Raw genomic sequence first — 18,251 nt, 5'->3', positions numbered from 1 at the left:
AGAAATGCAGAGTGATTTGGGAAGATTGTCAGAAGACTGGAAGGAAATCAATGAAATCGTGCTCTATGGCGCAGGTACCGTGTCTAAAATATGTAAAGGTCTGTTTGAAAAAGTAAATGTTAATATTATTTGTGTCATCGATCAGGATACGGATAAACAGGGAAAAGAATGGAATGGCATTCCGATTATTTCATATACAGAAGCGAAGGAAAAAATAATTGGTAAAAAGATTGTAGTCATGACGGCCCATGCCGCTTACAATGATATTTCTGTATTTTTGGACAGGCAAGGGTTGACAGAATTTGAAGATTATTGCAGGCTCGGACAATTCATCTGTGAATGGTTTTGGAATGCAAGAGGTATGAACTGTGTCTATCATGTAGATATGACAGTGACAACAAAATGTACATTCAACTGTCAGGGCTGCAATATGTTCATTCCGTATTATGAGAAACATTTTCATTATACATTGGAACAATTAAAGCGAAATATCGATCAGTTCTTTTCGCGAATCGACTATGTTGTTTATTTTGGTTTGATCGGTGGAGAACCGATGTTAAATCCGGTTCTGAAAGATGTTATTGTCTATCTGGAGGAAAATTACGGAAGTCAATTTGGAACAATCTCTTATGCCTCAAATGGAAGTGTGCTGCCATCGTACGAAATCCTGGAAGTTATGAAAAAATATGGAACACATATTGTAGTAAGTGATTATTCCGATCAGATTCCTTATCAGGAGAGGCTGGATCTGCTGGAGGCCAGATTCAAAGAATATGGAATTCACTATGATAGAAAACCTTCTATTATATGGTGTGACTTTGGATTTCCGGAGTCGCCGTTCAGACGTAATGAGATAGAACTGAAGGAACATTTGGCATGCTGCAGACCGGAATGGAATGGACTCAATGATGGCAAATTTTATTACTGTAATGTGTCGTGGAGTGCTGAAAAAAGCGGACGATACAAGCTCTGTCCGGAGGACTATATTATTTTGGAGGAGATTGATCCGGAGGATAAATATGCGTGCCATAAGCTGGTAGAGTTGAGCAGAGGGACAAGCAGCTTTTGCAGAATATGTGGTGGCTGTGGAAAAGATAATACCAATTATATACCGGCAGGATTACAGATAAACAACGACATGGCATAAGAACTGGAGACAAGTGATCATGATATTGACACAGGGAATGGAACAAATTCAAAAGTATATAAAACAGGGGAAAAAAATTTATATTTATGGGACAGGGATATGGGGACGAAATATCTACCAGGCATTAGAGCAACAGGGTATATTCGTTCATGGCTTTGTTGTTACGATAAGAAGTGAACACAGTCTTTTCGATCTGCCTGTCTATGAGTTTGCAGAGATAGCAGCAGACAGGCAGGTTAAGGACAGCATATTTATATTAGCTCTTAATCAGCACAACACAAAAGAAGTGACAGCATATCTTGTATCGCATCATATCAAACAGGAACAGATCATATCTTCCGGTGTGATCATGGGTAACGAGGATGAAAGATGTGGGTACGATGAGACACCCTGTATCGACATCACAATGAAAATTGGCTGTAGTATAAATTGTAAGTACTGCCCACAGGATGTATTTCTGCGGGAATATTTGAAAGACAATAAAGACAGAGCATGTCTGATGACTATGGAAACATTAATCCGGTGCATAGAACATATGCCTTCAAATGCGGTGTTCCAGTTCGGCGGATTTGCGGAACCATTTTTGAATCCGCAGTGTGTGCCGATGATCAGAAAAGTCTGTGAAATGGGTAAAACGGTCGACCTGTATACAACACTCGTCGGATTAAACGAAAAGATGTTAAAAGAAGTCCTGGAGCTGCCGATTGGATTCGTTACTTTACATATAGCTGACGAAAAGCAGTACGCAAACATACCATTGACAGATGAGTATTATAAACTGTTAGAGATTATAATAGAACATAAACGCAGCGACGGAAGACCATTCGTCGGCATGTGTAATGCACAGGCACGGCCAGACAAGAGGGCAGAGAAAATATGTGGAAAAAAGTATGTGATTACAAGTTCTCTGTTTGATCGGGCTGGAAATCTGGAAGGTGAGGAACTCGTCAGTAAGTCAATCGGAGAAGGAAAAATCTCCTGTGGTGTGTGCGGCAGTGGGTTGAATAAAAATGAACTGTTACCGGATGGGACGTTGCTTTTATGCTGTATGGATTATGGTATGAAACATGTATTGGGAAATTTGAGGGAACAGTCGTACGAAGAGATCATGCGTGGGCAGGAAATGAAACGGATCAAAGAAGGAATGTTGTCTGACTTTTCCAGAGATATATTGTGCCGGAAATGTTCCTGCGCTAAATTGATATAGTTGACAGTGGAATGAGGCAGTAGGAAATCATAATGAGGGATAATATATTATTGAGTGTAATCGTACCAATTTACAATATAAAAGAGTACATAGACAAATGTATTGCAAGTATATGCAAGCAGAGCTACAAAAACCTGGAGATTATACTTGTAGATGACGGCTCGACGGATGGATGCTCACAAATTTGTGACGATTATGCTGAAAAAGATCCCAGAATTCATGTTATCCATAAGGAAAATGGCGGATTGGTGAGCGCCCGTAAGGCAGGAGCGGAGGCTGCTGCGGGGGAATATGTTATAAATGTGGATGGAGACGACTGGATAGAAAGAGAACGATTACAAAATCTGGTCAATGAAATAAAGAAAAATTCGCCTGATATGGTTTGTATAGATGGATTTGTTCGGGAGTATGGTGAGACATATCATGTAACGGTAAACTTTCTCGATATAAAAAGAGCCGTATATGTGGGAAGAGAGAAAATCAGAGAATTTCTGGAAAACGCGCTCGACAGTAAACATTTCTACACACAGAAGATACCCTTTACCCAGTGGTGCTGGGCGGTTCGACGGGAATTATATAAAAAAGTACAGAAACAGATCGATAACAGGATCAATATGTGTGAAGACGTTTTGTGCATAACAGCGTGTATTTTAGAGAGCAGTAAAATTTCGTGTATGGCAGATAACAGTTATCATTATATCCAAAGAGATAATTCCATTGTCTGTTGTTTTCACACCGACGAGTTAAAACTGTGGTATCAGCAGTATTATAAACTTTTAGAAGAGCATGATTTATTGGGACGTCTTCATTTTCTGTTAAATCAGACAGTCATGCTTCATTTGCTGGGGGCAAATTATCAGGCATTTTTTAAGAGAGAGAAAAATTATTTATTTCCATTTCCAGAAGTGATTCCCGGCAGCAGAGTGATTCTTTATGGTGTGGGGAACCTGGGGAGGAAGATTGCTCAAGTACTGCAAAATGGATGTGAGAATTACAATATGGTACTCTGGATCGATAAAAATAGCGGGAGGATGATTGATAATTATAAAATAAGCGGTATAGATGAGATTTGTAAAGTTGAATATGATTATATAGTCATTGCGAATATCCGTACTTATTTGTCGGAGCAAATAAAAAATGATTTGATTAGAGCAGGAGCTGTGGAAGAGAAAATTGTACTTATTGATGCGGAAACGATCAATAATGTGAAGTTTCCGGAAGGATTTGAGATAGGGTAGCATCTGACAGCAAAATGATATATCGGAAAAGGGATAAAAGCTGAGATGAAAAAGATATTATTCGGAGCAGGTAAATACGGAAAATATGCTTTGCTTAAATATGGAAGAGAAAATGTCGCTTATTTTGTGGACAACAATGTGACTCGGGTCGGTAATCGAATTGATGGGATCGAGATCATCAGTTTTGCCCGATTCCTTGAAATATACAGAGATTTCGAGATCGTCATTTCCACACAATATGTAAAAGAGGTGGAAAATCAACTCAACAGACAGGGAATATATCATTATACAAACTTTAAAACAGATAAATGGTGCTACTACCCCACCAATGAATTGATTGTCAATCCCTATGAAATGGATGAAGGTATAGACAATGATTATATTGACACTTCAGGTATTGCGGTTACAAATAAAATCAATGCCATCAACAATCAGGTCGATGAGCTTTATGGAACCGATCATCTATTTGACCATGTGGAGATTGAGACAGTGAATCGCTGCAACGGTGGCTGCTCTTTTTGCCCGGTCAGTGTTAAAAATGATACCAGAGAATTCAAAAAGATGGAAGAAGAGCTATTTTATAAAATAATCAACGAGCTTGAAAGACTATCCTACAGTGGGAGACTGGCGCTTTTCTCCAATAATGAGCCTTTTCTGGATGAACGAATCATAAAGTTTCATCAGTATGCGAGGGAAAGGCTGCCGCGGGCAAGAATGCACCTGTTTACAAATGGCACATTACTGACAGTTGAACGATTTGTACAGATCATGGAATATCTGGATGAGCTGGTCATCGACAATTATCATCAGGAGTTAAAATTGATTGGGCCATGCCGGAAGATCAAGGCTTACTGTGAAGAACATCCGCAGCTGAAGTCGAAAGTGACAATCGTATTGCGCAAAGTGGATGAAGTATTGACGACGAGAGGTGGAGATGCGCCAAATGCGAGACTGGTGTCTTATCCCGGGGCGAAGTGTGTGCTTCCTTACCGACAGTTGATCATCCGTCCGGACGGGAAAGTATCACTTTGCTGCAATGATGCACTTGGCAGAAATACATTGGGAGATGTGTCAAAGGATTCTGTATTGGATGTATGGAATAATGATCGGTTTCGTATGGTCAGAGAATGTCTGCACAGAGGGCGGTCAGAGTGGAAGCATTGCCAACATTGTGACTTTTTCAGCGTAGGCTAGAACGCAAGAACGGCTCAGGAGACGGAAAAACGGGAGAGATTAGATGGATAACAAAATGCTGCTTGGCAGAATAGAGGAGAAAAGCATTGTTGTCATAACAGGAGGGGGAGATGCAGGGCTTTATCTGTATCGTATGCTCAGAAAAGAAGCTGCGGAGAAAAGCATATTTCTGTGTGACAATTCGCATAAAAAACAAGGCAGATACGGAGAATATGAAGTTTATCCGGTGGAAGAAATGGCGAGGCGTTATCAGGACGGAATATTTCTGCTGACTTCTTCGATTCACGAGAATATGATGCGGGATCAACTGATAGCTTTGGGAATTAAAGAAAAAAATATCATCTTGGCGGTTACGGAAGAAACAGAAATTTTTCTGAACGAACAGCAGAGAAAGAAAAAACTGACACCGAAACAGAAACTGCAGTTTGAAGTGGACATAGCATCCCATTGCAATTTAAACTGCAAGTGCTGTTCTCAGTTTTCCTGTATAGCGGACGAGGAATTCATTGATGTCGATCAGATGCGGCGTGACTTTGAAAGATTAGGGACGCTGTTTGACAGAGAATGTGAACGTATTTATCTGATCGGCGGGGAACCGCTGCTGCATCCCCGTCTGCCGGAGTGCATGGAGATCGCGCGGAATGCGTTTCCTGTCGGAAAAATATCTGTCTTTACGAATGGCATTTTGTTAGGAAGTTGTAATGAGGACTTTTGGAGAGTGTGTCGGGACAACAGAATTACGATCATTGTGACAAAATATCCGATCGTGCTCGATTATGAAAAAATATCGCAGAAAGCCATAGAAGAAAACGTTACATTTGAATTCTTCGGCGCCTCCGAAGACTTTAAGTTTATGACTAATATGGGGTTGGATCTGAGCGGTAATCAGCTACCGGAAGAAAGCTTTGCCTGTTGTATTGAAGCAAATAATTGTATCAAGCTGTCAAATGGCAGGCTGTATACATGCACAAGGCCGGCGGCAATTTATAAATTCAACAACTATTTCAAAAAAAATCTTACAGTGTCCGAACAAGACTTTATTGACATCTATCAGACAGGTTCGGCGGAAGAAATTTTGATGAGTCTTGCAAGGCCGATTCCTTTCTGCCGGTACTGTAACCAGGACAGAGGTGTGAAACATGCCATGTCCTGGGGACAGACGGAAAAGAGGATTGAGGAGTGGTTATAGTTATGAGGCCTAAGGAAAGTATGGAAAAATTAGTATTGTTTGGTGGCGGAAAAATCGGAAAGCGGGTATTTCAGCGTCTTGGTAGTGATCGGGTAGAGGCTGTTATTGATTCTGTCCGGGGGGGGTATTTGCCGATGGAGTACCGTTTATCTTGATGGACGACTATATAAGGGATTATGCGGGAAGAAAAATTTTGCTTTGTTCGATTTATGCGAACGAGATGGCAGAGATACTGAAGCAAAAGGGCATTTATCAATACGAGATACCGGTGGAAGTATGGAAACGGGAAGATGTTCTTTCAGATGATGAGATTGCACATGAAAAATGGCCTTTATATTTGCAAAGGCTTTGTGACAAACCGGGAATGGATGTGCTGGAGCTTGGCAGCAGAGTAGTGACAGGAGCCAACTTTCGCTCCTTGTTTTCTAAGGCGAGATATGTAGGGTTTGACTATTATGAAGGAGAAAACGTTGACATTGTAGGAGATATTCACAGGGTAAGTCAATATTTTGATCATCAGTTTGACCTGATTTTTTCCAGTGCAGTATTCGAACATCTGGCTATGCCATGGCAGGCGGCATTGGAAATCATCAAATTACTAAAACCAGGTGGTTATGTGTTTATTGAGACACATTATGCGTTCGGCAGTCACGACAGGCCGTGGCATTTTTTCCAGTATAGTGAAAATGCGTTGCATGTATTGTTCCCGGAAAAGTTTGGCATGAGGTGTCTGAAAAAAGGGTGCAGCAATCTGCTTTCCGGAGCGGAGTTTTCGGAAGAAGCCTGTGGATATTTGCAGGGGCAGTGTGTGGGCGGGCTCTATTGTCACAGTGAATTTTTGGGGCAAAAAACAATGCAGATAAAAGAAGAATATCTTGACTGGAAAAACATTTGTCTGGAAGATGTGACCGGAGCAACAAAATATCCACGAAAGGAATAAAAATAGATGAAAAGAATCGGCATCTTTTTATTCTATGATTCGAAAGGAATCATAGATGAATACAAAGTCTACTTATTAGACAGCCTGAAGCAGATGTTGGCGGACTTGATCATTGTTGTAAATGGCAAAATCTGTGACGATGGACTGGCTGTACTGCGAAGGTTCAGCGAAGACATTTATATCAGAGATAATATAGGATTCGACGGGGGGGGTACAGGGAGGTACTAATCAACCGATATAAAGAGCTAGACTGGCGGCAGTGGGATGAGATCGTCCTGTGCAATGATACCTTTTATGGACCGCTGTATCCATGGAAGACAATTTTCTCGTTGATGGAGGAAAAAGAGCTTGATTTCTGGGGACTTAGCAGAAATGCCGGCGGGGCTAAGATTATGCAGGATGGTTCGGACGAGCCTGAGCACATACAGGCTTACTTTCTTGTTATAAACAGAAGAATGTTTATGAGTCGTTATTGGCAGGAGTTCTGGAACTGTTTTGTTTATCCTGAAAAATATCGGGAAGCGATCGAACTGTTCGAAATAGCGTTTACGGTGTGGTTTTCCGGTAAGGGATTTCGGTTTTCCTCTTATCTGGATGAAAATGGAGGCGGGCAGTACATAAAAAATAAAAGAAACCCTTATATGGTTTACACATATGAAATGATCAACGACAGTAAATTTCCTGTTATAAAGTATCGGTCTATGACGCCTGCTAATTGTAAAAGTGCAGGACTCGTATTAAACTATATCGAAAACCATACCGATTATGATCATAACCTGATCTTACGACACCTGGAGCGGGTGGAGCAGGAAGGGCGTATGAGGCCGTGGGGTGCATCAGGGTTAGCAGCATTTGTAAAAGAGCATCGCAAAGTATATGTTTTCGGGCATGGCCAGTATGGAAAAGGGTTGGAGGATTATTTTCGGATGAAAAACTGGGAGCTGAGCGGATTTGTCGTTTCGGAGCCCAGGGAGGAAGGGGAGATTCGTTTGGATGATTTTGTATGTGAAGAGACAGACGGACTTATCGTAGCGCTTGGCGTAAGAAATACATTAGAAGTAAAACCATGTTTGGAAGAGCGGTTAAGAAAAGAACAGTTACTATTTTCTCATATGTAATATGAGAATCATGCAATCAGAAAAGAGATTGGTATCTATGAAAAAGATTATTTTATTCGGCGCGGGCAGGCGTCTGAAAACAGTTGTGACAATTTTGAATAAACTGCAGGAATTTATCGTGACAGAGATTTGGGACAACGATAAAAGGCTGTGGGGAAATATAGTTTCTGTCTGCGGCCGTGAGGTGGCAGTCAGGGCGCCTCATTATGAGGAAGCAGTTCCGGTTTTGATCCTGCCGGAACATTTTTATGAACAGATCCGGGCACAGTTGACGGAACAATTAGAAATCCCGGAGGACAATATTGTGCCGTGGCAGTATTGCCTGAGTAAAATCAAAGCGGAGATCAGGAAACGGTATCATGACAGTGCGGACCCGCAGATCAGGTCTGTGATGGAATATCTGGAATCCCATGAACTGAATGTTTTCTTTGACTTCGCGGGAGAGGGCAATTCGGAGAAGTGCCCGGAATTCCCTGTCTGGAGGGAGGAAGAGAACGGACTGGTCTGTTCTCGCTGGAAAGGAAAAAAAATATATTTCAAGCGAAGCATGAGTGAACAGATGGCAGTGAGTTATCTTGCAGGGATTGTCAGGGAGCAGTCGGCATGTTCGCCGCATTGTTACTGTCAGCCGGGTTTTGCCATAATGGAAAAAGACGTAGTGGCAGATGCCGGTGCGGCGGAAGGCTTTTTCTCCCTGGAATGCATTGATCGGGCGAAGAAAATATATGTGATTGAGAGCGATCCCGAGTGGGTCGAGGCATTGCAGCATACATTTGCAGATTGGAAAGAGAAAGTGGAAATTGTGGAGAGAAGGTTGTCGGACAGAGACGACGGGGAATGTATCACGCTGGATACTTTGAATCAGTATGCCCAAACACCGATCACATTTCTGAAAATGGATATAGAAGGAGACGAGATGGCGGCTCTAAAAGGCGGAGAAAACATGTTGTATCACAATACGGATCTGCGGGTGATAGCCTGTACATACCATAGGGGGGGGGGCAAAGCAGAGCCTTATCTGATTATCTGCTGCGGCATCATTTTACGGTCTCTTTCTCTGATGGGTATATGTTCTTTCCTTATGGGGAAGAGATCATGCCGCAGCTTCGACATGGTCTGGTTCTTGGGAAGAAATCTGTCAGGAAAAAGGTTTTTGTATGGGGAATCGGCGCTTATGCTGCCGACGTCATAAACTGTATCGATCAGGAAAAGGCTGTGATACGGGGAATGATAGACAGTATGGGTTCTGAAAGTGGCGGTCTTTGGATGAATGAATGGCCTGTCTGCCGCCCGGAGGAGGTGAAGCCGCTTGTTTATGATCTGATCATCGTGTCCGTAAAGAATTACGGTGATATTATAAAAACTGCATCAAATGTTGGTCTCCGCAGAGACAAATTGCTTTTTTTCTGGAACGAAGAGGACAGAGGTGCGGAAGTGTTTGAACAAAACAGGGTTACATTGTTACTGCAGCGCCTGTTATTGGAAGAATATCAACTGCGTCTTGCCAATACACCCTATGAATATCATATAAAGCAGACTTTTTCGGTACTTCCGGCGGAGGAATTATTAATACGGCTGAAACATGAGAAAGCCTCCCTGTGCCGTTTTGGAGACGGGGAGTTTGAGATGATACGCGGAAAAGAAAGACCCTGGTTCCAAAAGCCGGACAGATGTCTGAGTGACAGGCTGTTTGAGATCCTGCATTCGGAAGAAAAAAATGTGCTGCTCGCCATACCGGACATTTTCGGTTCTTTGGAAGTTTATACGGAATATGCCGCCGATAAGATACGTCAGTATTTAGACTTGGAGACAAGAGAGGAGGTTGGCAGATTGATTCCGGCGAATCGGACTTTTTATGACGCTTATGTCACAAGGCCATATCTGATCTATCGGGACAAAGAACATGCCAATGTGATTTTCAAATTATTTCAGGACATCTGGAAAGGACGCAATGTACTGCTTATCGAGGGGGAATATTCGAGGACAGGGGTTGGCAACAGACTACTGGAAGGAACAAAATCTGTCAGACGTATCATTGCTCCGGCTCAGGATGCGTTTGCCTGTTATGATAGAATACTGGAATGTGCGCTTGCCCATAAAGTTAAGGATATGCTTGCCCTGATCAGTCTGGGACCGACAGCTACTGTGTTGGCTTATGATCTGACTTGTCATGGAATACAGGCGGTCGACATAGGTCAGCTTGACAACGAGTATGAATGGTCCCTGTGCAAGGCAGAAACCCGGGTGCCCATTGCCGGAAAAGGTGTTGCGGAACTTTCCTGGCATCATGCACCGGATGCGATCCCTGATGAAACATATGAGAGGCAGATCGTGGCAAAAATATTGAAGTAAGCACTGCGCTGACAGATCAGGAGCAGGCAGGACGGGACCATAGAAAGGAAGTCTATGAAAATCCTGATATTTGGGACCGGAACCTATTATCTGCACTACAAAAAATATACCATGGGGGAAGAGATTGTTGCCCTTGTAGACAATGATACTGTGAAATGGGGAAAGAAACTGGATGGACATCGCATTATTGCACCCAGTGAGATCGGCAATTATGAGTATGATCAGATTTATCTGTGCAGCTTATTGTATACAAAGGAAATGAAAGAGCAGTTGTTGAAACTGGGCATTGGGGAAGAGAAGATCCGTTATGTGTTTGAACTTCCTGCGGACAGAGCAGACCCCTGGCGGGTCTATCATGCGCAGCGGGGAGAGAGGGAACAGAGAATAGCTGTGCGGGAAAGTATTGCGGGAGCGCGTGAAACCGGTACAGAGAAGTGGACTGACGGGAAGGAAAGGATGGCGGGAGAGCGAATTGTAATGATCTCGCATGACCTGACCGTTACCGGGGCACCGAACTGTCTCCTGTATGCGGCAGAGATATATGTCCGACAAGGTTACTGTCTGACCGTAGGGGCACCGGAAGACGGCCCTATGAGAGAATGCTTTCTGGCAGCAGGGGCAGACGTCATAATTGATGAGCGTCTGCGGATGGGCAGGCTGAAAGATATGGAGTGGGCGCAGGGAGCCGGACTGCTTTTTGTCAATACAGTGCAGCTTTTTTATCTGTTGCTGGAGAGAAATTTGTCTGTTCCTGTGATCTGGTGGCTGCACGAACCGCAGTCACTGTACCACAACGTAGTTCCTGAGCGTGTGTGTGCGATTCCAACAGGACATTTGAAGGTCGTCACAGTCAGTGGAGTGGCAGAGAGAGCATTCCGGGCAGTATGCCCTTCGTTTCCGGTGAAACGACTGATGTTCGGACTGCCGGACAGAGAGATCGGGAATGAGAAAAAGCGGTGCTGCACGTTTCTGCTCATCGGTGGTGTGTGTGCTCTGAAAGGACAGGATATTCTGTTGAACGCGGTCAGTGATCTGACAAGTGAGGAAGTAGCAGTCTGCGAGTTCTGGCTAGTGGGAGAAGCAGATACGCGATATGCCGCATCTCTGCGCGAGATCAGTGAGAGGCTGCATCTGCCAGTCCGGTTTTTCGGAGCGCTGCCACATGAAGAGACGCTGCGAATGATTCAGGAAGCGGATGTGCTGGTCTGTGCGTCAAGGCAGGAAACGGTATCAATGGTGGTAATAGAGGCAATGATGTACGGAAAGCCCACGGTTGTGAGCAGCGGCGCGGGGATTGCCGAATACATGAGAGATGGAAAAGACGGACTTATTTTTGCTACAGAAAATGCGGAGGAACTGCGGAAAAAGCTGAGATACTGCCTGACTCACAGAGACGTCTTGCGGGAGATAGGCAGGCGGGCAAGAGGCATATATGAAAGATGCTTTTCCATGCGACAGTTTGAAGCGGGACTGGCGGAAATTATGGATGAAATGAGGGAATAAGGTGGAAGAAGTCATCTTTCTTCCACCACCTGGAAAATATAAAATTTTAAGTAATAAGAGCTGTCAGCAGCCCAGAGAATTGGATGATCGGGCGCCTGGGTACGAAACTCTACCTGGCGCAGACGTTTGTGAGCGCTTCTGGCAGCTTCTTTGATAGTCTTTGCGAACAGTTCCGGATCCATAAAATGAGAACAGGAGCAAGTGGCAAGAAAACCTCCGTTTCTCACAAGTCTGAGGCCGCGCATGTTAATCTCGCGGTATCCTTTGATCGCATTTTTCACGGAATTTCTGGATTTGGTGAAAGCAGGAGGGTCCAGAATGACGACATCATAAGACTTCTCTGCACGTTCGAGTGCAGGAAGCAGATCAAAGACGTCGGCAGTCTGAAACTGTACGACCGATTCAAGATGGTTAAGGGCCGCATTTTTTTGCGCCTGCCTGATGGCCGTTTCCGAGGCATCGACACCAAGCACGGAGGCGGCGCCGGCCACTGCCGCATTGAGGGCAAAGGAGCCGGTATGCGTAAAGCAGTCCAGTACTTTTTTGTTTTTACATATCTTATGGATGGCGGCCCGGTTATATTTCTGATCGAGGAAAAATCCGGTCTTCTGCCCGTCTTTTACGTCGACAAGGTATTTGACTCCATTTTCCGAGATCTCCACGTTCGTATCAAAAGGCGTGCCGATAAAACCTTTGCAGCGCGTCATTCCCTCCTGTTCTCTCACTTTCGCATCGCTTCGCTCGTAAATACCGCGTACAGAGATGCCGTCATTGTTTAAAATATCAACGAGAGCCGTGAGAATCAGAGATTTCAGACGGTCAATTCCAAGGGCGAGAGACTCCACTACAAGGACATCTGCGAATTTATCGACGACAATACCGGGGAGAAAGTCTGCTTCTCCGAAAATGATACGGCAGCAGGAGGTGTCTACGGTTTCTTTCCGATAATTCCAGGCATCCAGCACCCTCCGGTGGATAAAATCTTCCGTGACAGGATTGTCTTTATGCCGGGAGAGCAGACGGACCGCAATTTTCGAATTGGTATTGAGAAATCCATAGCCCATGAAATATCCGTCAAAATCATGGATGGATACAATATCCCCATTTTCAAAGTTGCCAGTGACGGCGTCGATCTCGTTGTCATAGACCCACATGCCGCCGGCTTTCAGTGTGCGGCCTTCGCCCTTTTTCAGTGTAACAAATGTGTTTTGCCTTATCATGTAGCGTATCCTCCGGATTGATTTGCAGGCAGTTTTGATTGGACACAGATAAATTGCCTGTAACCATTATTCCAGTTCCAGAATTACAGACTGGTAATTGTCTAATATGACAGATTTGTCATCTTCTATCGTTAATGTATCATAATTGTTGAGTAGTATATTCTTGCAGGGGGATGGCAGTGTCAGGTTCCGCGGCTCCCTTCTGAAGTTTGCAAGTACGAGTAACGTCTGACGCTCACCTTTGCGGAAAAAGGCCATGAGATTTTCAGTGTCTTCCATAAAAGGTTCCAAAATACCATAGACAATCGTATCTGCATAGCGGGGATCTTTTCGCAGAGCGATGAGTGCCTGATAATAAGAAAAGACGGAAGTTTCGTCATTGATCTGCGCTGCCGCATTGATGTCTGTATAGTTGGGATTGACACGCAGCCAGGGAGTGCCTTTCGTAAATCCGGCATTCGCAGTATTGTCCCATTGGAAGGGAGTACGCGCGTTGTCCCGGCTGAAAAATGAAACTGCTGACAGCGCTTCTTCTTCAGACAGTCCTGCCCGTAGGGCTACGCTGTATTCATCAAGGGTACTGATGTCATCAATCTCGTCGATCGACGCAAAGGGAAGATTCTCCATGCCAATTTCCTGTCCCTGATAGATCCACGGAAGGCCGCGGAGCATAAAGGAGATCGTAGCCAGAAGTTTTTTGGACGTATCTGAGAGGTCTTCCGAGGGAATATATCGGCTGACGCCGCGGGGCTCATCATGGTTTTCAATAATATTGGAGAGGAAGCCGATGTCCTTCACAAGTCTCTGCGAAGTAAAACAACATTTTTTAAATTCATCAGGCATAATGTGGAGGCAATCATACCAGCCTTTCGAACTTCCGCCATAGACTGTTGAGCGGAAATCAAAAATAGTGGAGAAATATCCGTTGTCACCGACGAAACTTTTTAACTCATCCTCTCTCATGTTAAACACCTCTCCGGCGGTAAACGCATCATATTTACGGAAGGCTTTATCGCGCATCTCTCCCAGAAACTCACCGACGCCAATGGCATCTTCGAGCATTCTCGGTGCAGCGGTCAAACCGTCGTCCCGGTCGGCAGGATAATTCCAGGCATCGAAGGGCAGCGCTTTTTTAATATTAATGATGGCATCGATGCGGAAACCGGCAAGGCCCTTTTCCAGCCACCAGCAGATCATTTTATAGATTTCTTCCCGAAGTCCGGGGTTTTCCCAGTTCAGATCAGGCTGCTTTTTGTGGAACAAATGCAGATAGTATTTATCCGTGCCAGGGATCGGTTCCCAGACGCTGCCGCCAAAATAGCTGCGCCAGTTGTTCGGTGGAGCGCCGTTTTTCCCCTGTTCTATGTAAAAATATTTCCCGTATTCGCCGTCCGGGTCTGCAAGCGCTTTTTGAAACCATTCGTGTTCATCGGAGCAGTGATTGACGACAAGATCCATCACAATATGCAGGTCTCTCTTTTTTGCTTCGGAAATTAATTCTTCCATATCGTCCATCGTGCCAAAGCGGGGATCGATGTCATAATAATCAGAAATATCATATCCCTGGTCAGCCAAAGGAGAGCGGTAACAGGGAGAGAGCCAGATAATATCTATGCCAAGCTCTTTCAGATAATCCAATTTGTTTGTTATCCCTTTCAGGTCGCCGATGCCATTTCCGGTCGTATCATAAAAACTTTTAGGATAAATTTGGTATGCGACTTTACCATGCCACCATTTTTTTTGCATCTGTTTATTCCTCCTGACTTCATTCTTTATAGAAGACTGTTGTGTTATCCAACCAAATGGGAAATTTCGTCATTGGCGGTATCAGAACCTATTTTTGCGGCCTGTGTTTTTCTGCGCTTCATTTGCAGTATACTGATCATTTCTTCCTTGTCATCTTCGGAAAGTTCGCGAAAGCCAGTTAATAATTCCTCTTCCAGCGGAGCGAGAAAGGCCGGGTCTTCCTGCTGGAGGCTTTCTCCTGTCAGCATCCAGTCTATGGAACACTCAAGCGCTTTTGACAGCTTGATCAGAGAAAGTGCAGCGGGGAGTGTCTTTCCGTTTTCAATATCGCTTAAAGTTCCGGAGGAGATGCCTGTGAGTTCTTTGATCTGTGGCTGTGTCAGATCTTTTCTTTTTCTCTGCTGTTTGATACGTTCACCGATCGCGTTCATTACAACTCCTTTGCTACAACTACGTTGAAAAATCGTTTATCCGAAATATTGTTGACATTTTCGGATAAACGAGATATAATAAATTCATAGAAGGACAATACAATCCTGATTATTATAGCAATTCTCTTAGTAAATCTCAATAGCCGGAGTTCTCTGGCACACAAAAATTCGCCCGGCTCTGGGCATTGACAAAGCAGGGATTCTTGATAGTTTGATACACCTTGGAAAGAGTTCCTGCCGATTGTCTTTCCGCAGCAATTTCAACAGATATAAGATATGGAACGGAGAGCAGAAAACCTGTTGACTTTTTAGATCTCGTTTGGTATTATATATAAGGCATTGAGGCAGTCAATATAAGTGGCTTGCGGGTGTAGTTCAATGGTAGAACACCAGCCTTCCAAGCTGGATACGTGGGTTCGATTCCCATCACCCGCTTTTTCAGGGAAATATTCGTTGACAGATATTTCATAGTATGATAGAATAAAAAGCGCGTTAGATAATCGAATAAAAATTATATATGCACGAGTGGCTCAGTGGTGGAGTATCGCCTTGCCAAGGCGAGGGTCGCGGGTTCGAATCCCGTCTCGTGCTCTGGTTAAGATCGCGGAAATGTTGAGTTTATCAGCATTTCCGTTTGTTTTACCCTGAAATCTGCTTGGTTACACATGGTTACACTTTTTATAGGAATTTTTAGCGTGCCAGTGCTTTTTCTAAAGATGATTCTGTTTCAGATTTCTCCATCCGGTTAAAACAGTAATTCTTATAAGTTGTTCGCTCGTCTTCATGGCCTGCCTGTTTGCGCACTTCGTTGATATTAATTCCTGCATCAATTAATGTGCTGATATAAGTTTTTCTGACCTTATGGGAGGCTTTTTCCATGATGCCTGCGTGGCGGCAATATTTGCGTATCCGCGTGTCAATACATCGGGCATGGATGCGCCCTTGTTGGTTTAAGAACAGAAAACCATCGTCTTTATAACCGTGTTCATGGTTGCTTTGCTCAACCATTGCGATGATTGTCCGTGCCGTTTTGGAAAGATAAACCAATCTGTCCCCGGCATCGCTTTTTGTATGCTCCACGATTTTGTAGCGTTGTACAGACCAAGAACCATCAGGAAGCTGTTCTTTTGTCCGTACTTCCATGCGCTGTACATGAAGGTAATTGCCGGATATATCGCTGCTTTTGACGGCTACTATCTCACCAAGGCGCAGGCCAGTCTGGTACAGAAGCGGGATGGCAAGGCAGGCAACGCTTTCTGTTTCTTTGAAATCTGCATAGGCTTCCGCTTCGATCACTGGCTGTTCATTAGTCAGAAAGACCTGCGTTTCATCATCAGGCTTTCTTTTCATGGTAAACAGTTTGCGATCGATCTTAACATTCTGAAATGGGTTAATCTCAATAATGCCTTTTTGTACCGCATAGTCAAGAGACTGACGCATGATAATGGACATATTGTAGTATTGCTTTTTGGTGAGTTGTTTTTCTCTGATTTTTTTCAGTGCCCATTGTTCCAGCCTGTCATAATTCAGTTTTGAAAGGGGCACGTCTATGATCGTATCATTCAGATAGTAAGCCTGCCAGTCATTGTGAATACGGTATATGTACATAGTGGATGTCGTTTTGAGTTTCTTATATTCAAGCCATGACTGGTAGAAGGTGCGCAAGGTAATTTTGCGGTTGTTTAAGCCGCTTTCCTGTTCCCGGTAGAAAGTAATAATAGCAGCGTACAGATTTTCAAGGGTTCTTTTTGCGATAAGCCGCCGTTTTTCCTTTCTGCTTTCATCGGGAAGGTAGGTGCGCCACCTGCCGTCTTTTCCCTGCCAGGGTTTACTGTATTCGAAATGCTTTTCTATATATTGTTTATTGGTCATTTCCTCCTGTTCGCTTTTTGCATCCTCTAGTGTCATATTACATTTTTGCAGAAGGAAAAGCAATAATTCTTTGTCTGATTCTCGATTTTTTTTCATAATAGTCCCCGAAGAGATATTTTATAGCCATTGTTTCAGTCAAATGGCAGAGCAGCGGAGTCATCCAGTTCAATAAAGTCGTTTGTATTTTCTTGTGTGCTTGCAACATCTGACGCTATATCGGCGTCAAACAGTTCATTTACTTTCTTTAGCAGGGAATCTATGACAGAATCGTCATATTTTAGCTCGATGGTATTTTCGTGTAGATAGGGTTGTATATGTTTTCTTCTTCGGTAGTTCAGTTTTGCTATGTAGGGTTCATAATCTACGCCGCAGGACTGCAAAGCAAGGCAGAGGGTAACAATGCAGCGATTGAGGCTGTCCAGTTCATCGGCATTTTTTTCGGAACTACCGGATTGCAGGATGAATATTTTTTCAAGGCTTAAAGGCTTGCCCGGTACTAATGTATGTTCTATCCTTGTCAGGGGCTCATCGGTGTCTTCCAAATTTTGTTCTTTTTTCTTATCATAAATTTTTGTAAATCCATGCTGCTGTCTCTGACCTCTGTAGATCGTACCTTTATACAGGCGGGTTCTTTTTGGGAACCGTAAATATGAATATTATTGATCGAGTAAGGCACGTCGATTGCATAATCATATTTCTTAAGGATGCCACTTGTGCAGTTTTTTCTGAGCCAGTTCATAACATCCTGAAATACCGCCTTATCATGATGTTTATTGGGATTTACTTCCAGACGCAGCATAGGAAGTATGTCCCATGTACGCGCTGCTTTATCAAATGACTGGGCTTTCCCAAAGGAAATATGAATAGCATCTATGTGAACAATGTTGCTATACCATAAGTATTTGCTGCATGGGGAACAGTTTAATTTTTCCCATCCGGGACAATCATTCTTTTCGCGTATGGCGATTAGTTCATTCGCAACTTTTTGCATGTTGTAGTTTTTCAGATAATAGACATAGATAACATTATCTATACTATGGATGAATCCATTTTGGTCGTTGACAGAATAAAAATATTGAATGAGATCATCCCCT

The 18,251-nt window shown here is 43.6% G+C and carries 18 protein-coding genes and 2 tRNA genes; 14 read left to right on the top strand and 6 right to left on the bottom strand.

What is annotated here, in order from left to right; genetic code table 11:
* The first annotated feature begins 4 nt into the window (after positions 1–4).
* The 12 genes from V1224_15040 to V1224_14985 are packed head-to-tail and all read left to right on the top strand — an operon-like array spanning position 5 to position 11,888.
* The gene (locus V1224_15040; protein ID WWR15766.1) at positions 5–1,147 is read left to right on the top strand and encodes a radical SAM protein; all 1,143 of its coding nucleotides are present in this window, start codon (positions 5–7) and stop codon (positions 1,145–1,147) included.
* 19 nt (positions 1,148–1,166) lie between these two features.
* Positions 1,167–2,354 (top strand): radical SAM/SPASM domain-containing protein, encoded by a 1,188-nt coding sequence (locus V1224_15035; protein ID WWR15765.1) that lies wholly within the window; start codon positions 1,167–1,169, stop codon positions 2,352–2,354.
* A 32-nt stretch (positions 2,355–2,386) separates the two neighbouring features.
* Positions 2,387–3,592: a glycosyltransferase family 2 protein gene (locus V1224_15030; GenBank protein ID WWR15764.1), complete on the top strand. Its 1,206-nt coding sequence runs from the start codon at positions 2,387–2,389 to the stop codon at positions 3,590–3,592.
* 45 nt (positions 3,593–3,637) lie between these two features.
* Positions 3,638–4,786, top strand: a complete 1,149-nt coding sequence (locus V1224_15025) for an SPASM domain-containing protein (protein WWR15763.1) — start codon at positions 3,638–3,640, stop codon at positions 4,784–4,786.
* Between the two features lie 43 nt (positions 4,787–4,829).
* On the top strand, positions 4,830–5,975 hold the full coding sequence (locus V1224_15020; protein ID WWR15762.1) for a radical SAM protein: 1,146 nt from the start codon (positions 4,830–4,832) through the stop codon (positions 5,973–5,975).
* Between the two features lie 20 nt (positions 5,976–5,995).
* Entirely contained in the window at positions 5,996–6,130 is a 135-nt protein-coding gene (locus V1224_15015; protein WWR15761.1) for a hypothetical protein, read from the top strand.
* Positions 6,130–6,915, top strand: a complete 786-nt coding sequence (locus V1224_15010) for a class I SAM-dependent methyltransferase (GenBank protein ID WWR15760.1) — start codon at positions 6,130–6,132, stop codon at positions 6,913–6,915. The genes V1224_15015 and V1224_15010 overlap by 1 nt, the downstream gene beginning before the upstream one ends.
* Before the next feature lie 6 nt (positions 6,916–6,921).
* On the top strand, positions 6,922–7,143 hold the full coding sequence (locus V1224_15005) for a hypothetical protein (protein WWR15759.1): 222 nt from the start codon (positions 6,922–6,924) through the stop codon (positions 7,141–7,143).
* Complete coding sequence (locus V1224_15000) at positions 7,113–8,033, top strand: rhamnan synthesis F family protein (protein ID WWR17499.1); 921 nt, start codon at positions 7,113–7,115, stop codon at positions 8,031–8,033. Before V1224_15005 ends, V1224_15000 begins: the two co-directional genes overlap by 31 nt.
* Before the next feature lie 37 nt (positions 8,034–8,070).
* Entirely contained in the window at positions 8,071–9,225 is a 1,155-nt protein-coding gene (locus V1224_14995; GenBank protein ID WWR15758.1) for an FkbM family methyltransferase, read from the top strand.
* A complete protein-coding gene (locus tag V1224_14990; protein ID WWR15757.1) occupies positions 9,129–10,385 on the top strand; it encodes a GT-D fold domain-containing glycosyltransferase in 1,257 nt (418 codons plus the stop codon). The genes V1224_14995 and V1224_14990 overlap by 97 nt, the downstream gene beginning before the upstream one ends.
* A 54-nt stretch (positions 10,386–10,439) precedes the next feature.
* Complete coding sequence (locus V1224_14985) at positions 10,440–11,888, top strand: glycosyltransferase family 4 protein (GenBank protein WWR15756.1); 1,449 nt, start codon at positions 10,440–10,442, stop codon at positions 11,886–11,888.
* Positions 11,889–11,899: 11 nt separating this feature from the next.
* Here the strand turns inward: V1224_14985 and V1224_14980 are convergent, their stop codons facing one another.
* The 3 genes from V1224_14980 to V1224_14970 form a co-directional block, all read right to left on the bottom strand.
* The gene (locus tag V1224_14980; GenBank protein WWR15755.1) at positions 11,900–13,108 is read right to left on the bottom strand and encodes a class I SAM-dependent rRNA methyltransferase; all 1,209 of its coding nucleotides are present in this window, start codon (positions 13,106–13,108) and stop codon (positions 11,900–11,902) included.
* A gap of 66 nt (positions 13,109–13,174) precedes the next feature.
* The gene (locus tag V1224_14975) at positions 13,175–14,854 is read right to left on the bottom strand and encodes an alpha-glucosidase (GenBank protein ID WWR15754.1); all 1,680 of its coding nucleotides are present in this window, start codon (positions 14,852–14,854) and stop codon (positions 13,175–13,177) included.
* Between the two features lie 44 nt (positions 14,855–14,898).
* Complete coding sequence (locus tag V1224_14970) at positions 14,899–15,285, bottom strand: helix-turn-helix domain-containing protein (GenBank protein ID WWR15753.1); 387 nt, start codon at positions 15,283–15,285, stop codon at positions 14,899–14,901.
* Between the two features lie 364 nt (positions 15,286–15,649).
* Between V1224_14970 and V1224_14965 the strand changes: the two genes are divergently transcribed.
* Both V1224_14965 and V1224_14960 read left to right on the top strand, forming a co-directional pair.
* Positions 15,650–15,720, top strand: a tRNA-Gly gene (locus tag V1224_14965).
* Between the two features lie 84 nt (positions 15,721–15,804).
* Positions 15,805–15,876, top strand: a tRNA-Gly gene (locus tag V1224_14960).
* Between the two features lie 99 nt (positions 15,877–15,975).
* On the opposite strand, the gene V1224_14955 is transcribed toward V1224_14960, so the two are convergent.
* From V1224_14955 to V1224_14945, 3 genes are read right to left on the bottom strand one after another with little or no spacing between them, the layout of a single operon-like run.
* Entirely contained in the window at positions 15,976–17,253 is a 1,278-nt protein-coding gene (locus V1224_14955) for a tyrosine-type recombinase/integrase (GenBank protein ID WWR15752.1), read from the bottom strand.
* Between the two features lie 35 nt (positions 17,254–17,288).
* On the bottom strand, positions 17,289–17,699 hold the full coding sequence (locus V1224_14950; GenBank protein WWR15751.1) for a hypothetical protein: 411 nt from the start codon (positions 17,697–17,699) through the stop codon (positions 17,289–17,291).
* Positions 17,675–18,148, bottom strand: coding sequence for a hypothetical protein (locus tag V1224_14945; protein WWR15750.1), 474 nt, complete (start codon positions 18,146–18,148; stop codon positions 17,675–17,677). Before V1224_14945 ends, V1224_14950 begins: the two co-directional genes overlap by 25 nt.
* Positions 18,149–18,251 lie beyond the last annotated feature (103 nt).

The sequence above is a fragment of the Lachnospiraceae bacterium JLR.KK008 genome, from assembly GCA_037015955.1.
Classification (GTDB): domain Bacteria; phylum Bacillota; class Clostridia; order Lachnospirales; family Lachnospiraceae; genus VSOB01.
This window is presented reverse-complemented; position numbering and strand designations above follow the sequence as displayed.

Excerpts from the sequence above, each read along its gene's own strand:
- V1224_14990 (WWR15757.1), top strand. The coding sequence starts at position 9,129 with ATGCCGCAGCTTCGACATGGTCTGGTTCTTGGGAAGAAATCTGTCAGG.
- V1224_15005 (WWR15759.1), top strand. The coding sequence starts at position 6,922 with ATGAAAAGAATCGGCATCTTTTTATTCTATGATTCGAAAGGAATCATA.
- V1224_14955 (WWR15752.1), bottom strand. The coding sequence starts at position 17,253 with ATGAAAAAAAATCGAGAATCAGACAAAGAATTATTGCTTTTCCTTCTG.
- V1224_14970 (WWR15753.1), bottom strand. The coding sequence starts at position 15,285 with ATGAACGCGATCGGTGAACGTATCAAACAGCAGAGAAAAAGAAAAGAT.
- V1224_14975 (WWR15754.1), bottom strand. The coding sequence starts at position 14,854 with ATGCAAAAAAAATGGTGGCATGGTAAAGTCGCATACCAAATTTATCCT.
- V1224_15040 (WWR15766.1), top strand. The coding sequence starts at position 5 with ATGCAGAGTGATTTGGGAAGATTGTCAGAAGACTGGAAGGAAATCAAT.
- V1224_14945 (WWR15750.1), bottom strand. The coding sequence starts at position 18,148 with ATGCAAAAAGTTGCGAATGAACTAATCGCCATACGCGAAAAGAATGAT.
- V1224_14995 (WWR15758.1), top strand. The coding sequence starts at position 8,071 with ATGAAAAAGATTATTTTATTCGGCGCGGGCAGGCGTCTGAAAACAGTT.
- V1224_14985 (WWR15756.1), top strand. The coding sequence starts at position 10,440 with ATGAAAATCCTGATATTTGGGACCGGAACCTATTATCTGCACTACAAA.
- V1224_15030 (WWR15764.1), top strand. The coding sequence starts at position 2,387 with ATGAGGGATAATATATTATTGAGTGTAATCGTACCAATTTACAATATA.
- V1224_15025 (WWR15763.1), top strand. The coding sequence starts at position 3,638 with ATGAAAAAGATATTATTCGGAGCAGGTAAATACGGAAAATATGCTTTG.
- V1224_15020 (WWR15762.1), top strand. The coding sequence starts at position 4,830 with ATGGATAACAAAATGCTGCTTGGCAGAATAGAGGAGAAAAGCATTGTT.
- V1224_15010 (WWR15760.1), top strand. The coding sequence starts at position 6,130 with ATGGACGACTATATAAGGGATTATGCGGGAAGAAAAATTTTGCTTTGT.
- V1224_14980 (WWR15755.1), bottom strand. The coding sequence starts at position 13,108 with ATGATAAGGCAAAACACATTTGTTACACTGAAAAAGGGCGAAGGCCGC.
- V1224_15035 (WWR15765.1), top strand. The coding sequence starts at position 1,167 with ATGATATTGACACAGGGAATGGAACAAATTCAAAAGTATATAAAACAG.
- V1224_15015 (WWR15761.1), top strand. The coding sequence starts at position 5,996 with ATGGAAAAATTAGTATTGTTTGGTGGCGGAAAAATCGGAAAGCGGGTA.